This is a genomic window from Streptomyces sp. NBC_01525, assembly GCF_045040405.1.
Taxonomy (GTDB): Bacteria; Actinomycetota; Actinomycetes; order Streptomycetales; family Streptomycetaceae; genus Streptomyces; species Streptomyces benahoarensis.
This window is the reverse complement of record NZ_CP109397.1, coordinates 2,874,830-2,889,080: the sequence shown is the minus strand read 5'-3', so window position 1 is coordinate 2,889,080 and position 14,251 is coordinate 2,874,830. Positions and strand designations below refer to the sequence as shown.

Here is a 14,251-nt window from a genome sequence, read left to right as displayed (position 1 = left end):
TAGTGTCGGCATTGGCACTCTCCGAAGGGGAGTGCTAAGCACGGCGATGGGCTGGTCCGGCACCCGCGACGACGGATCCATCTGCTCGCCACCTCAGACAGTTAACCCCGTGAGATCTCCGAAGGGGGAGGTCGGATCGTGACGACCGCCAGCACCAAGGTTGCCATCAAGCCGCTTGAGGACCGCATTGTGGTCCAGCCGCTCGACGCCGAGCAGACCACGGCCTCTGGCCTGGTCATCCCGGACACTGCCAAGGAGAAGCCCCAGGAGGGCGTCGTCCTGGCCGTCGGTCCGGGTCGCTTCGAGGAGGGCAACCGCCTTCCGCTCGACGTTTCCGTCGGCGACGTCGTGCTCTACAGCAAGTACGGCGGCACCGAGGTGAAGTACAACGGCGAGGAGTACCTCGTCCTCTCGGCTCGCGACGTTCTCGCGATCGTCGAGAAGTAAGTCACCCAGCATTCTGCTGTGATCTGCGCCCCTGGTTCCCGCGTCCAAGCACCGGGGCAGGGGCGCAGTTCGTTGAGAGCACGACGTTAAGGACACGTAACTCATGGCGAAGATCCTGAAGTTCGACGAGGACGCCCGTCGCGCCCTGGAGCGCGGCGTCAACAAGCTGGCCGACACGGTGAAGGTGACGATCGGTCCCAAGGGCCGCAACGTCGTCATCGACAAGAAGTTCGGCGCGCCGACCATCACCAACGACGGCGTCACCATCGCGCGTGAGGTCGAGGTCGACGACCCCTACGAGAACCTCGGCGCCCAGCTCGTCAAGGAGGTGGCGACCAAGACCAACGACATCGCGGGTGACGGCACCACCACCGCCACCGTGCTGGCCCAGGCGCTGGTCCGTGAGGGTCTGCGCAACGTCGCCGCCGGCGCCTCCCCCGCCGCCCTGAAGAAGGGCATCGACGCCGCCGTCAAGGCCGTCTCCGACGACCTGCTCGCGACCGCGCGTCCCATCGAGGACAAGACCGACATCGCCGCCGTCGCGGCCCTGTCCGCCCAGGACAAGCAGGTCGGCGAGCTGATCGCCGAGGCGATGGACAAGGTCGGCAAGGACGGTGTCATCACCGTCGAGGAGTCCAACACCTTCGGTCTGGAGCTGGACTTCACCGAGGGCATGGCCTTCGACAAGGGCTACCTCTCGCCCTACATGGTCACCGACCAGGAGCGGATGGAAGCGGTCCTGGAGGACCCGTACATCCTCATCCACCAGGGCAAGATCGGCTCGATCCAGGACCTGCTGCCGCTGCTGGAGAAGGTCATCCAGGCGGGTGGCTCCAAGCCGCTGCTGATCATCGCCGAGGACGTCGAGGGCGAGGCCCTGTCGACCCTGGTCGTGAACAAGATCCGTGGCACCTTCAACGCCGTCGCCGTCAAGGCGCCCGGCTTCGGTGACCGCCGCAAGGCGATGCTCGGCGACATGGCCACCCTCACCGGTGCCACCGTCATCGCCGAGGAGGTCGGCCTCAAGCTCGACCAGGCCGGTCTGGACGTGCTGGGTACCGCCCGCCGCGTGACCATCACCAAGGACGACACCACCCTCGTCGACGGTGGCGGCAACTCCGAGGACGTGCTGGGCCGCGTCAACCAGATCAAGGCCGAGATCGAGACCACCGACTCGGACTGGGACCGCGAGAAGCTCCAGGAGCGCCTCGCCAAGCTCGCCGGTGGCGTCTGCGTCATCCGCGTGGGTGCGGCCACCGAGGTCGAGCTCAAGGAGAAGAAGCACCGTCTGGAGGACGCCATCTCCGCGACCCGCGCCGCGGTCGAGGAGGGCATCGTCTCCGGTGGTGGCTCCGCGCTGGTCCACGCCGCCAAGGTGCTGGACGGCGGTCTGGGCAAGGAGGGTGACGAGGCCACCGGTGTCGCCGTCGTCCGCCGCGCCGTCGTCGAGCCGCTGCGCTGGATCGCGGAGAACGCCGGCCTTGAGGGCTACGTCATCACCTCGAAGGTCGCCGAGCTCGACAAGGGCCAGGGCTTCAACGCTGCCACCGGCGAGTACGGCGACCTGGTCAAGGCCGGCGTCATCGACCCGGTGAAGGTCACTCGCTCCGCCCTGGAGAACGCCGCCTCCATCGCCTCGCTGCTGCTCACGACCGAGACCCTGGTCGTCGAGAAGCCGGCCGAGGACGAGTCCGCCGAGGCCGGTCACGGCCACGGCCACGCCCACTGACCCGGCCCTGAACAGGCCGCGCCGGTAGCGCCGCACGAGGCCCGGTCCCCACTCGGGGGCTGGGCCTCGTGCCGTATCCGGGGGCGGCCGGTACGGGATCGGGCCGGGCGGCCGGGGCCTGTGCCACCCGCCGCCCTGCCTCGCGCTATGCGGCGGCCGAAGCACCGTCCCCGCCGTCGTCGTCCTCGTCCTCCGCATCGAGGTCGTCCACCATCTGCTGCAAGCGGGCGCCCCGGCTCTCCGACACCCGGTGCACTTCGGTCAGCGCGTCGTTCAAGTCGTAGGCCAGCAGGTGGATTTCACCGGGCGTCCACGTGCAGGAGGCGAGGATGCGGCGGGCCTCCTCGATGAGGTCGGCCGCCGACTCCATCTGCTCCGCCTCCATCCGGTCGGCGAGCCGGGAGACGTACCCGGTCCCCGTGCCGCCGATGAGGTAGCACGGCTTCCCGCCGGGGCCGGTCCATGGCAGCAGCCGCGCACGGTCCATGGGGTTCATCGGGCGGCCATCTCCACTCCGCGGAGCAGGTTCGGTCCGGCGACGCCGTGCGCCGCCGACCACAGCTCGCGCCGCCGTGTCCGCCGCACGCGGTGCTCCTGCCATTCCGAGGGCGTGAGGACGTAGGGACGTACCAAGGGAACGTCCTCGTTTTGCGGTGAGGGGTCGGGCGTGAATGCCAGACGCTCGGTCGGCGCCCCGACCTGGCGCCCAACGGGACACGGGCCTGCGGCCCGGTGGCAGCCCTGGGCGGGCAGTAGCCGGCCCAGCAGCGTTTCGAAGATCGTTCGGATAAGGTGCAGCACTGTCGTCAACCTCCATGGGGTTGAGGGCCGCGCCCCCGGACGTTCGCCGCTCAGCAACGTCGCGGGGGTCTTCTTGTGCGGCGAGTTCTGTTTCGCAGTGCTCGGAGGCGTCGCCGTTCCCTGGAAGCTTTACGGCGCCAGCCAGCGAGCGGGGGAAGGCGCCGTGGTCACTGGCTGTCTTCCAACCCGCACACTGTGCTCGTTTTGGCGGTCTGAGCGCAACAGTGGCGCACGCACTGCCAAAAAGATGGACACCTGTCTCAGTCGTCAGCGTCGTCAACGACGTGCCAAACTGCGGCCATGACGCAGAAGCGAGCGACGCCGACCATCAAACGGCGCAGAGTTGGCGGCCAGTTGCGTCGCTGGCGAGGCTCCATGAAGTCCGGCGACGCGGCGAAGCTCATGGGCTGGGACACCACCCGCCTCAGCCGCATCGAGCGCGGTACGTACCGGATCTCGGGTGACGAGGTGAGGAGCCTGTGCGCCAAGTTGGGCGTGGACGACCCGGCCGGCGTGGAGGAAGTGGCGAAGGCCGCGGAGGAGCCGATCGGGGGAGGCTGGTGGGCGGCCTATGCCGGTCGCATCGGCCAGAACTACCTGGACTTCATCGAGCTGGAAGCCGAAGCGCAGACGATCTACATCCAGCATCCGGTGATCGTGCCCGGCCTGCTTCAGTCGCCCGGATACGTCCGGGAGATCCTCACGCGAGCGCCTACCGCCGCCGCGGAGCACGCCGAGATGCTGGTTTCCATCCGGATGGCACGGCAGGCCGTCCTCAGCAAGGCGACCAAGCTCCACGCGCTCGTTCCCGAATCGGCACTCCACGCCCAGTTCGAGTCAGGTCCCGCGGTCATGCGGGACCAGATTCGCAAGCTCCTCGACGCATCGGAGATGCCGAACGTCGAGCTCCAGCTCATCCCGCTCACCGCGCACCCGACCTATGGGGCGAACGGCGGCGTAACCATCCTGTCGTACCGGCACCCGTGGGCGAACGTAGCCAGCATCGACAGTTCCTTTGGCGGTAGCCACACGGACGATGCGGAGCAGGTCACCTTTCTCGATGGAGAGTTCAGCGCCATAGCCTCCATCGCGCTCTCCGTCGACAAATCACGGGATCTTCTCAACGAGTATCTGGAAGGACTGCACAAGTGACCACGAAGAACGGACGCGTTCTCATGGCCCAAGCGCTCGAACGGGCCGTCTGGAAGAAATCCTCCTACAGCGGAGGCAGCGAGGCGCAGTGTGTGGAGGCCGCCGATCTGACAGGCACCGCGTACGCGGCCGTCGCCGTCCGAGACTCCAAGGCCCCGCAGGGCCCCGCGTTGGTCTTCCCGGCCAGCGGCTGGTCGTCGTTCGTCTCCGCTGTCAGGAGTGGGGAGTTCCCCGCCGCCTGACGGATGTTGCTCGCAGCTACCCAAGTGGACGGACGGTCCCCGGAGACGGGGACCGTCGTCGTACTGTCGGGACCAGGTCTCCAGCGATCAGCGAGGAGGACGTATGACCGCCAACGGCGACGATCGTCAGCCGGAGGAGCAGCGCGGTGCGGAGACGCCCAGCGGCTTCCGCCCGCTGCGCCGCCGCGGTGTCCAGCGGCTCGCGCGGGAGCAGTGGGGAGAGGGCCGGTCCATCTGGTCGACGGATGTCGGCGAGCGGGAGCTGGTCGTCGATCAGGTCGGCGTCAGCGAGGAACCTGCGCCCGCGGCCGTCGCGGACGTGCTCGGGATCGCTCCGCGCGAGGCGGTGTGCGTGCGTAGTCGCCGGTTCATTCTCGACGGTAAGCCGGTGCTGCTGGCCACGAGCTATCTGCCCGCCGCTCTGGTGGCCGGTTCGGCGATCGTCCAGGAGGACACCGGCCCGGGCGGCATCTACGCCTGCCTGGCCGAACTGGGCTGCAAACCCGTGCACTTCCGGGAGGAGATCCGCAGCCGGATGCCGTCCCGGGACGAGGCGGACCGGCTGAGCCTCAGCACGGGTACGCCCGTGATCATCATCGTCCGCACCGCCTTCGCGGACGGCAGCCGCCCCGTCGAGGTCAACGAGATGATCCTGGACTCATCCGCGTACGTACTCGAATACGACATCGAGGCGTAGCGGTGGAGTGCGGAGTCGCGGTGCGTGGGGTCCGCTGATCTGACGGGCACCGCGTACGCGGCTGTGGCCGTCCGGGATGCCAAGGCTCCGCAGGGTCCTGCGATGGTCTTCCCGGCCGGCGGGTGGGCGTCGTCCGTCTCCACCGTCAAGCGTGGTGAGCTTTCGGCCTGAGCCGATCCCGACCACCGGCCTTCGGTATGCCATGGCGGGGGCCGATGCCTTGACAGCAGCCGCGCCCGCCGAACCGGGGCGCACGCCACCGCGCCCTCCGGGCCGAACCGGGGCGCACGCCACCGCGCACCCCGGCCCCCGCCCCCGCTACTTCGGCCCGAACTTCCGCCCCGTACGCGAGGTGAGGCCGCCCAGGACGCCGCGCGGGGCCAGCTTCGCCGCGCCCATCAGCGCCTTGTACCGCGGGTCGGGGATGGAGAGCGACCGGCCGCGTGCCAGGTCCTTCATCGCCGCGTCGACCAGCTTGTCCGCGTCCAGCCACATCCAGCCGGGGATGTTGTCCGTGCCCATCCCGGCCCGCTGATGGAACTCGGTCCGGACGAACCCGGGGCACAGCGCCATCAGCCGCACCCCGCTGCCCGCCAGATCCCGCGCCGCCCCCTGCGTGAACTGCACCACCCACGCCTTGCTCGCCCCGTAGGTGCCGCGCGGCACGAACGCCGCGACGGAGGCGACGTTGACGACCCCGCCGCGCCGCCGTTCCCGCATCCCGCGCACCGCCGCCGTGGTCAGCCGCAGCACCGCCTCGCAGTGCACCTTCAGCATCGCCAGCTCATCGGCCATCGGCACCTCCAGGTACTCACCCTTGTTGCCGAAGCCCGCGTTGTTGACCAGCAGGTCCACCGGGTGCTTCCGGTCGCCGAGCCGCTCCTCGACCGCGGCGATGCCCTCCTCCGTGGCCAGATCGGCGCTCAGCACGCTCGCCTCGATGCCGTGCAGGTCGTGCAGTTCGGTCGCCTGCCGGTGCAGCCGCTTCTCGTCGCGCGCCACCAGGACGAGGTTGTGGCCGTCGTGCGCGAGGCGCCGGGCGAACGCCGCCCCGATGCCCGAGGTCGCTCCCGTGATCAATGCAGTCGTCATGCGGGCACGCTATCCGGCCCGGATGACATGAACGCACCCGTCCGGCCAGCCACCCGACCGGCCCGCCACGGGCACCCCCGCCCGACGGCCCCGGACGCGCCCGCCCACCGCTCCCTACGGCACCACCCGAGCGGAAATGGGGCGGGCGGAAAAAAGAGCGATCAAAGCCCCAAACCTTATTTCACCCATACCTCCAAGTCCCACTTATACTGGGGTCATGATCGAGGCTCGCCATCTCCGCGTGCTGCGCGAGGTCGCCCGTACCGGCTCGTTCTCCGCCGCCGCCCGCGAACTGGGCTGCACCCAGCCGGCCGTCAGTCAGCAGATGAAGGCGCTGGAGCAGTCGGCGGGCACCCCGCTGCTGGTCCGCACCGGCCGCGAAATGCGGCTGACCCAGGCGGGCGAGGCGCTGGTACGGCACGCCGTCGGCATCCTCGCCGGGCTCACCGCGGCGGAGGAGGAGGTCGCCGCCATCGCGGGACTCCGCGCCGGCCGGGTGCGGCTGGTGTCCTTCCCCTCCGGCAGCTCGACGCTGGTGCCCACCGCGCTGGCCGCCATGCGCGCCGCCCATCCGCGTACCCGCGTCTCCCTGGACGAGGCCGAGCCGCCCCGCTCGATCGAGATGCTGCGCAACGGCGACTGCGAGATCGCGCTGGCCTTCCGCTACCCGGAAGTGCGCGCCGCCGCCCCGGAAGCCTGCGCCGACTGGGACGACCTTGTCGTCCGCCCGGTCCTCACCGACCGCCTGGTGGGCCTGGTCCCGGAGGGGCACCGCCTCGCCGCCGCGGGCTCCGCCGCCTTCGGCGACCTGGCCGACGAACCGTGGATCGCCGGGTGCCCCCGCTGCCGTACGCATCTGGTCGAGGTGTGCGAGAGCGCCGGGTTCACCCCGCGCATCGACTTCGCCACCGACGATTACCCGGCGGTGATCGGCCTGGTCGGCGCGGGCCTCGGCGTCGCCGCCCTGCCCGAGCTGACCCTCGCGTCGGTACGCCCCAAGGGCGCGCGCACGGTACGCCTGGAGCCCGCCGTGCACCGCGAGATCGTCGCCCTCACCCTGCCGGACCTCGCCCGGGTCCCGGCCGTCGGCGCGATGCTCGACCAGCTGGAGAGCGCAGCGGCCCGCTGACGGCACGGCGGTATGCGGCCGACAGCACCTGACTTCCGGCCTGCGGCGGGCGGCCTGCCGCAGCCCGGTTCGCCGCCGGTGCAGGACGTCGCGTGGCATGGCCACACCCCGGACCAAGGCGCGGCCACGCCTATGAAGGAACGTTTCTGCTGAACGGGTCGGCTGCCCGGTGTCAGCCGCTCTGGACGCTCGCGGGGCCGACCAGCGTGGTCGCGGGGACCATCCGGTGCCGGGCCCGGCCCATCAGCTCCTCGCGTTCGTCCTCGGTCAGGCCGCCCCAGACCCCGTAGGGCTCGCGGACGGCCAGCGCATGCGCCGCGCATTCGGCCCGTACGGGGCAGCGCATGCAGACCTCCTTCGCCGATGTCTCACGCGCGCTGCGGGCGGCGCCGCGTTCCCCTTCGGGGTGGAAGAACAGCGAACTGTCCACACCGCGGCAGGCTGCCAGCAGCTGCCAGTCCCAGAGGTCTGCGTTCGGGCCCGGGAGGCGGGAGAAATCTGCCATTGCGTGTCCCCTCGAAGCGATTGCTGTATCGGGCTCGGTGGTGACGACGGTACATCTACTGTCTAAGTAGATGTAAATATGACTCATTGCGAATCTAGCGTCAGATCGCCGGAAAATGGAAGGAAGAGAGCCAAATAGGGCATAAGGTTCATGCGGGGCGGTCGATCGCCCTCGGAGGGCCGTGTTCGTCTGCGTATCCGAGCCCTCACGCAGCGTGCCGAATTCGATGCTCGAACCCGTAACTCTTTCGAGTGACCGTCGTTGAGTGTGCGAAAGCGGTTGGCGGAGTTAGTGATCGGGCAGGTGTCCGAGCCCGTCAAGCGCACCGGTGACGATACGTACCAGCCTGGAGGCTCAAGGTGACGCGCAGCAGCTGTGAGAGCGGCGGGGGACAGTCATGACTTCCGTCCTCGTCTGCGACGACTCCCCGCTTGCCCGAGAGGCGCTCCGCCGGGCGGTTGCGACCGTTCCCGGTGTCGAGCGCGTGACGACGGCTGCCAACGGCGAGGAAGTCCTCCGCCGCTGGGGTGCCGATCGCTCGGATCTGATTCTGATGGATGTGCGCATGCCCGGTCTGGGCGGCGTGGAGACGGTGCGGCGGTTGCTGTCCGCCGATCCGGGTGCCCGGATCATCATGCTCACGGTGGCCGAGGATCTGGACGGCGTGGCCCTCGCGGTCGCCGCCGGGGCCCGCGGCTATCTGCACAAGGACGCCTCGCGCGCCGAGCTGCGGGCCACGGTCACCCAGGCGCTCGCGGACCCGACGTGGCGGCTCGCGCCGCGGCGGCTGCGCTCCGCCGAGATGGGTGCCGCCCCGACGCTCACCGCCCGTGAGATCCAGGTGCTGGAGGGCATGAGCCACGGCCGTTCGAACGCCGAGATCGGCCGTGAGTTGTTCCTCTCCGAGGACACGGTCAAGACCCACGCCCGGCGGCTGTTCAAGAAGCTCGGCGCCTCGGACCGCGCCCATGCGGTGGCCCTGGGCTTCCGCTGGGGTCTGGTGCGCTGACCCGCGGGTCAACGGGGTCACGGCGGCTCTCTCCGGCAGGAGGGATGATCGTCGTGGCCCCCTTGCCGCATGTACGACGGGCGGTGCGGCGCGGGCCGTGCGGGGGAGCGTCGGCCGGACGGCGGACCGCGCCGGTCTTCGGGGGCCGGGCGCCGGTCGGTGTCCCGCGCCTCGGGCAGCGGGGCGGTCCGTGAGCGGTGCGGGCGACCCTTAGGCGTCGAAACGTCACGGGATGCCGCATCCTTGACGTGTGACTCCTCCCCGGCGGAGGCCGGGGCATCTCACTCGGCCAAGAAGAGACCTCATGACGGACAAGCCTTACCCGATGCCTCACGGCACGGATACACGCTACCGGCGAGGACTCGACGTCGGCATGGGCACAACCCGATCGGGGGAGGCGTGGGACGTGCGTGCTAACGCGGCGGCTCGTAACGGTTCAGTGCACAACGACGAGGGCGGTGCCAAGAGCGGTGCCGCGCCAAGGCACCATGGACCGATGCGCGATGACGGCAAGCAGGAGATCGGTGATCTCGTTGCACGCGCAGTCGAAGGGGATCAGCGGGCCACGCACGATCTGCTGGCCCATGTGCACCCGCTGGCGCTGCGCTACTGCCGGACCCGTCTCTCCCGGCTTCCCGGGGACGCCCGGCACTTCGTCGAGGATCTGGCGCAGGAGGTCTGTGTCGCGGTGCTCTGCGCGCTGCCGCGCTACCGCGACACCGGGAAGCCGTTCGAGGCGTTCGTCTTCGCGATCGCCGGGCACAAGGTCGCCGATCTCCAGCGGGCCGCGATGCGCGGGCCCGGCAGTACGGCGGTGCCGTCCGACGAGATGCCCGAGCAGCCGGACGATTCCCTGGGGCCCGAGGAGCGGGCGCTGCTGAGCAGCGATGCCGCCTGGGCGAAGAAGCTGCTGGCCAATCTGCCGGAGAACCAGCGGGAGCTGGTGTTGCTGCGGGTCGCCGTCGGGCTGACCGCCGAGGAGACCGGGCAGATGCTCGGGATGTCGCCGGGTGCGGTGCGGGTCGCGCAGCACCGGGCGCTGAGCCGGTTGCGGGCGCTCGCCGAGCAGTAGGACCTGGCCGCGGCGGCGGGAACCGTACGCCGGTGGCCGGGTGCGGCCGTAGGAACGTACGGGTGACGAGGCCCTCATTCATCGTGGAATGAGACACCACTTCAGGCCGTTAGCATGGACGTCCGCGCTGAGGCAAGAGCATTGGGGAAGGTGTCATGAGTGACAACGTCGACGGTATGCCCGCCAAATTCGCCATGCTGGGGCTGACGTACGACGACGTTCTGCTGCTGCCCGGCGCGTCGGAGGTGCTGCCCAACGCGGTCAGCACCGCCTCCCGGGTCTCGCGGAACGTACGCGTGAACATCCCGCTGCTCTCGGCGGCGATGGACAAGGTCACCGAGGCGCGGATGGCGATCGCCATGGCGCGTCAGGGTGGTGCCGGCGTGCTGCACCGCAACCTCTCCATCGAGGACCAGGCCAACCAGGTCGATCTGGTCAAGCGCTCCGAGTCCGGCATGGTCACCGACCCGATCACGGTCCGTCCCGACGCCACGCTCGCCGAGGCCGACGCGCTCTGCGCGAAGTTCCGGATCTCGGGTGTGCCGGTGACCGACGCGGCCGGGAAGCTGCTGGGCATCGTCACCAACCGCGACATGGCCTTCGAGATGGACCGCAGCCGTCAGGTCCGCGAGGTCATGACGCCGATGCCGCTGGTCACCGGCAAGGTCGGCATCTCGGGCGAGGACGCCATCGAGCTGCTGCGCCGCCACAAGATCGAGAAGTTGCCGCTGGTCGACGAGGCGGGCGTCCTCAAGGGCCTGATCACGGTCAAGGACTTCGTCAAGGCGGAGAAGTACCCGAACGCCGCGAAGGACGCCGAGGGCCGGCTGGTCGTCGGGGCGGCGGTGGGCGTCGGCGACGCGGCGTACGACCGGGCGCAGGCGCTCGTCGAGGCCGGTGCGGACTTCCTCGTCATCGACAGTGCGCACGGCCACAGCCGCGGCATCCTCGACATGATCGCCAAGGTGAAGTCCAACATCAGCGTCGACGTCGTGGGCGGCAACGTCGCGACGCGGGACGGCGCGCAGGCGCTGATCGACGCGGGTGCGGACGGCATCAAGGTCGGCGTCGGCCCCGGTTCGATCTGCACCACCCGGGTGGTCGCCGGTGTCGGCGTGCCGCAGGTCACCGCGATCTACGAGGCGGCGCAGGCGGCGCACGCCGCCGGGGTCCCGCTGATCGGCGACGGTGGTCTGCAGTTCTCCGGTGACATCGCCAAGGCCATCGCGGCGGGCGCGGACACCGTGATGCTGGGCTCGCTGCTGGCCGGTTGCGAGGAGTCGCCGGGCGAGATGGTCTTCATCAGCGGCAAGCAGTTCAAGTCGTACCGCGGCATGGGCTCGCTGGGCGCGATGCAGTCCCGTGGCCAGGCGCGTTCCTTCTCCAAGGACCGCTACTTCCAGGACAACGTCCTCTCCGAGGACAAGCTGGTGCCCGAGGGCATCGAGGGCCAGGTGCCCTACCGCGGCCCGCTCGCCTCGGTGGCCCACCAGCTCATCGGCGGTCTGCGCGCCTCCATGGGCTACGTCGGCTCCGCCGACATCCCGGAGCTGAAGGAGAAGGGCCACTTCGTCCGCATCACCGCCGCGGGCCTCAAGGAGAGCCACCCGCACGACATCCAGATGACGACCGAGGCGCCGAACTACTCGCGTCGCTGAGCGGGCCCCCGGCCGGGGGGCCGGGGGTTGTCCCCCGGGGGTCGCAGTCAGATGACGACCGAGGCGCCGAACTACTCGCGTCGTTGAGCGCGGGTACTGCGGCGCTGACGCCCCTACCGTGAAACCCGCGGCCGGTGCCCCGGCCGCGGGTTTTGCCGTGTCGGGGATACTTGAACCGCATACGTAGAGGGAAAGGCCACACACGTGACTGAGATCGAGATCGGGCGCGGCAAGCGCGGCCGCCGGGCATACGCCTTCGACGACATCGCCGTCGTACCGAGTCGCCGCACCCGCGACCCGAAGGAGGTCTCGATCGCCTGGCAGATCGACGCCTACCGCTTCGAGCTGCCGTTCCTGGCGGCCCCGATGGACTCCGTGGTCTCGCCGCAGGCCGCGATCCGCATCGGTGAGCTGGGCGGTCTCGGCGTCCTCAACCTGGAGGGCCTGTGGACCCGCTACGAGGACCCGGAGCCGCTGCTCGCCGAGATCGCCGAGCTGGACGGTGACGCGGCCACCAAGCGGATGCAGGAGATCTACGCCGCGCCGATCAAGGAAGAGCTGATCGGCCAGCGCATCAAGGAGGTGCGCGACTCCGGTGTCGTCACCGCCGCCGCGCTGTCGCCGCAGCGCACCGCGCAGTTCTCGCAGGCCGTGGTGGACGCCGGGGTCGACATCTTCGTGATCCGCGGGACGACGGTCTCCGCCGAGCATGTCTCGTCGGCGGCCGAGCCGCTCAACCTCAAGCAGTTCATCTACGAGCTGGACGTCCCGGTGATCGTCGGCGGCTGCGCTACGTACACCGCGGCGCTGCACCTGATGCGGACCGGCGCCGCCGGTGTGCTGGTCGGCTTCGGCGGCGGTGCCGCGCACACCACCCGTAACGTGCTGGGCATCCAGGTGCCGATGGCGACGGCGGTGGCGGATGTCGCGGCGGCGCGGCGGGACTACATGGACGAGTCCGGCGGCCGGTACGTCCACGTCATCGCCGACGGCGGCGTGGGCTTCTCCGGCGACCTGCCGAAGGCCATCGCCTGCGGTGCGGACGCCGTGATGATGGGCTCCCCGCTGGCCCGCGCGACGGATGCGCCCGGCCGCGGTCACCACTGGGGCATGGAGGCGGTCCACGAGGACGTGCCGCGCGGCAAGCGGGTGGACCTCGGTGCGGTCGGCACCACCGAGGAGGTGCTGCTCGGCCCGTCGACCACGCCCGACGGTTCGATGAACTTCTTCGGCGCGCTGCGCCGGGCGATGGCGACGACGGGCTACTCCGAGCTGAAGGAGTTCCAGCGGGTCGAGGTGACGGTCGATCCGTCGTAGCACGGCAAGCGCTGACCGTAGGTCGTAGACCACGCGAAGGGGCCCGGACCACCAGCACGGTGGTCCGGGCCCCTTCGCGCGTCCGGGGTCTGCGTGGGGGCGTTCTCGGAGCGGCGGCCGGGTCACAGCCGGTGGGCCGCGCCGGTGGGTGTCGCCCCGCGGGTGTCCAGGAGCAGTTGGGCCTTCACCGACAGGCCCTGGAGGTCGTACGTGCGGTGCGGCTGGAGAAGGACCGTCAGGTCGGCCCCGGCGGCGGACTCGTAGAGGGAGTCGGCGCGCGGGACGGGGCGGTCGAGGACGGTCCACCGGTGGACGTACGGGTCGTGGTACGTGAGGTGGGCGCCGAGTTCCATCAGGCGGGCGGCGATCTCGCGGGCGGGGGCGCCCTCCTGGTCGCCGACGTCGGGTTTGTAGGTGACGCCGATGAGGAGGACGCGGGCGCCGCGGGCGGACTTGCCGTACTCGTTGAGGAGGGTGGCGCAGCGCCGGGCGACGTAGCCGGGCATCCGGTCGTTGACCTCCTGCGCCAGCTCCACCATGCGCAGCGGATAGCCGAGGGAACGGCCCTGGTAGGCGAGGTAGTTGGGGTCGACGGGTGCGGCGTGGCCGCCGACGCCGGGGCCGGGGCGGAACGCCTGGAAGCCGAACGGTTTGGTCTCGGCGCAGCGGATGACGTCCCAGAGGTCGACGCCGATGTCGTGGCAGAAGACCGCCATCTCGTTCATCAGGGCGATGTTGAGGTGGCGGTAGTTGGTCTCCAGCAGCCCGGTGGTCTCGGCCTCGCGGGGGCCGCGGGCGCGGACGACCTTGTCGGTGAGGCGGCTGTAGAAGGCGGCGGCGGCTTCCGTGCAGGCGGGGGTGAGGCCGCCGATGACCTTGGGGGTGTTGGCGTAGCGGTGGGTGCGGTTGCCGGGGTCGTGGCGGGTGGGGGAGCAGGCGAGGTGGAAGTCGCGTCCGGCGGTGAGGCCGGAGCCCTCCTCCAGGAGGGGGCGCAGGAAGTCCTCGGTGGTGCCCGGGTAGGCGGCGGATTCGAGGATGACGGTGGTGTGCGGGCGCAGGTGCGCGGCGAGGGTGCGGGCCGCGTCGGCGACGGCGGTGCGGTCGAGGGCGCGGTCGGCGCCGAGCGGGGTGGGGACGCAGATGACGGCGGTGCGGACCCGGCCGAGGGCGGCGGGGTCGGCGGTGGTGCGGAATCCGGCGGCGGTCAGCCGCCGCAGTTCGGTGGCGGTGAGCGGGCCGTCGGTGGCGGTGAGCGGGGTGGTCTGCGGGTCGGGTGCGTAGCCGATGGTGGAAACACCGGCCGCGGTGGCGGCCTGGGCGAGGGGGAGGCCGAGGTGGCCGAGGCCGATGACGGCGAGGTCTGCGGGCATGCTGCTGCCGCCCTTCCCGAGCGATTCCGAT

General features: G+C 70.4%; 15 protein-coding genes. 11 read left to right on the top strand and 4 right to left on the bottom strand.

Annotation, left to right across the window (positions count from 1 at the left end):
- Positions 1–138: 138 nt before the first annotated feature.
- Complete coding sequence (gene groES, locus OG422_RS12735; RefSeq protein ID WP_030287454.1) at positions 139–447, top strand: co-chaperone GroES; 309 nt, start codon at positions 139–141, stop codon at positions 445–447.
- Between the two features lie 103 nt (positions 448–550).
- A complete protein-coding gene (gene groL / locus OG422_RS12730) occupies positions 551–2,176 on the top strand; it encodes a chaperonin GroEL (RefSeq protein ID WP_143941435.1) in 1,626 nt (541 codons plus the stop codon).
- A gap of 145 nt (positions 2,177–2,321) precedes the next feature.
- Here groL and OG422_RS12725 read toward each other — a convergent pair whose 3' ends face one another.
- Complete coding sequence (locus OG422_RS12725; RefSeq protein WP_405742812.1) at positions 2,322–2,672, bottom strand: hypothetical protein; 351 nt, start codon at positions 2,670–2,672, stop codon at positions 2,322–2,324.
- Positions 2,673–3,277: 605 nt separating this feature from the next.
- Here OG422_RS12725 and OG422_RS12720 point away from each other — a divergent pair.
- From OG422_RS12720 to OG422_RS12705, 4 genes are read left to right on the top strand one after another with little or no spacing between them, the layout of a single operon-like run.
- Positions 3,278–4,129, top strand: coding sequence for a helix-turn-helix transcriptional regulator (locus tag OG422_RS12720; RefSeq protein WP_143941437.1), 852 nt, complete (start codon positions 3,278–3,280; stop codon positions 4,127–4,129).
- The gene (locus OG422_RS12715) at positions 4,126–4,371 is read left to right on the top strand and encodes a DUF397 domain-containing protein (protein ID WP_349628700.1); all 246 of its coding nucleotides are present in this window, start codon (positions 4,126–4,128) and stop codon (positions 4,369–4,371) included. The genes OG422_RS12720 and OG422_RS12715 overlap by 4 nt, the downstream gene beginning before the upstream one ends.
- Positions 4,349–5,068, top strand: coding sequence for a GntR family transcriptional regulator (locus OG422_RS12710; protein WP_405742809.1), 720 nt, complete (start codon positions 4,349–4,351; stop codon positions 5,066–5,068). Before OG422_RS12715 ends, OG422_RS12710 begins: the two co-directional genes overlap by 23 nt.
- 24 nt (positions 5,069–5,092) lie before the next feature.
- Positions 5,093–5,239 carry a DUF397 domain-containing protein gene (locus OG422_RS12705; protein ID WP_143941439.1) on the top strand — a complete coding sequence of 49 codons (147 nt, stop codon included), beginning with the start codon at positions 5,093–5,095 and terminating at the stop codon, positions 5,237–5,239.
- 147 nt (positions 5,240–5,386) lie between these two features.
- Here OG422_RS12705 and OG422_RS12700 read toward each other — a convergent pair whose 3' ends face one another.
- A complete protein-coding gene (locus tag OG422_RS12700; RefSeq protein WP_143941440.1) occupies positions 5,387–6,160 on the bottom strand; it encodes an SDR family oxidoreductase in 774 nt (257 codons plus the stop codon).
- Positions 6,161–6,377: 217 nt separating this feature from the next.
- On the opposite strand from OG422_RS12700, the gene OG422_RS12695 reads away from it, so the two are divergent.
- Positions 6,378–7,289 carry a LysR family transcriptional regulator gene (locus OG422_RS12695; protein ID WP_143941441.1) on the top strand — a complete coding sequence of 304 codons (912 nt, stop codon included), beginning with the start codon at positions 6,378–6,380 and terminating at the stop codon, positions 7,287–7,289.
- Between the two features lie 172 nt (positions 7,290–7,461).
- On the opposite strand, the gene OG422_RS12690 is transcribed toward OG422_RS12695, so the two are convergent.
- Positions 7,462–7,794, bottom strand: coding sequence for a WhiB family transcriptional regulator (locus OG422_RS12690; protein ID WP_143941442.1), 333 nt, complete (start codon positions 7,792–7,794; stop codon positions 7,462–7,464).
- 397 nt (positions 7,795–8,191) lie between these two features.
- Between OG422_RS12690 and OG422_RS12685 the strand changes: the two genes are divergently transcribed.
- The 4 genes from OG422_RS12685 to OG422_RS12670 all read left to right on the top strand — a co-directional run bounded on the left by OG422_RS12685 (position 8,192) and on the right by OG422_RS12670 (position 12,850).
- Positions 8,192–8,803, top strand: coding sequence for a response regulator transcription factor (locus tag OG422_RS12685; RefSeq protein ID WP_003948568.1), 612 nt, complete (start codon positions 8,192–8,194; stop codon positions 8,801–8,803).
- Positions 8,804–9,299: 496 nt separating this feature from the next.
- Entirely contained in the window at positions 9,300–9,875 is a 576-nt protein-coding gene (locus OG422_RS12680) for a sigma-70 family RNA polymerase sigma factor (protein WP_285229389.1), read from the top strand.
- A gap of 155 nt (positions 9,876–10,030) precedes the next feature.
- Positions 10,031–11,533, top strand: a complete 1,503-nt coding sequence (gene guaB / locus OG422_RS12675) for an IMP dehydrogenase (RefSeq protein WP_405742806.1) — start codon at positions 10,031–10,033, stop codon at positions 11,531–11,533.
- Positions 11,534–11,737: 204 nt separating this feature from the next.
- Positions 11,738–12,850: a GuaB3 family IMP dehydrogenase-related protein gene (locus OG422_RS12670; RefSeq protein WP_143941445.1), complete on the top strand. Its 1,113-nt coding sequence runs from the start codon at positions 11,738–11,740 to the stop codon at positions 12,848–12,850.
- Between the two features lie 122 nt (positions 12,851–12,972).
- Here the strand turns inward: OG422_RS12670 and OG422_RS12665 are convergent, their stop codons facing one another.
- The gene (locus OG422_RS12665; RefSeq protein WP_143941446.1) at positions 12,973–14,220 is read right to left on the bottom strand and encodes a nucleotide sugar dehydrogenase; all 1,248 of its coding nucleotides are present in this window, start codon (positions 14,218–14,220) and stop codon (positions 12,973–12,975) included.
- Between the last annotated feature and the right edge of the window lie 31 nt (positions 14,221–14,251).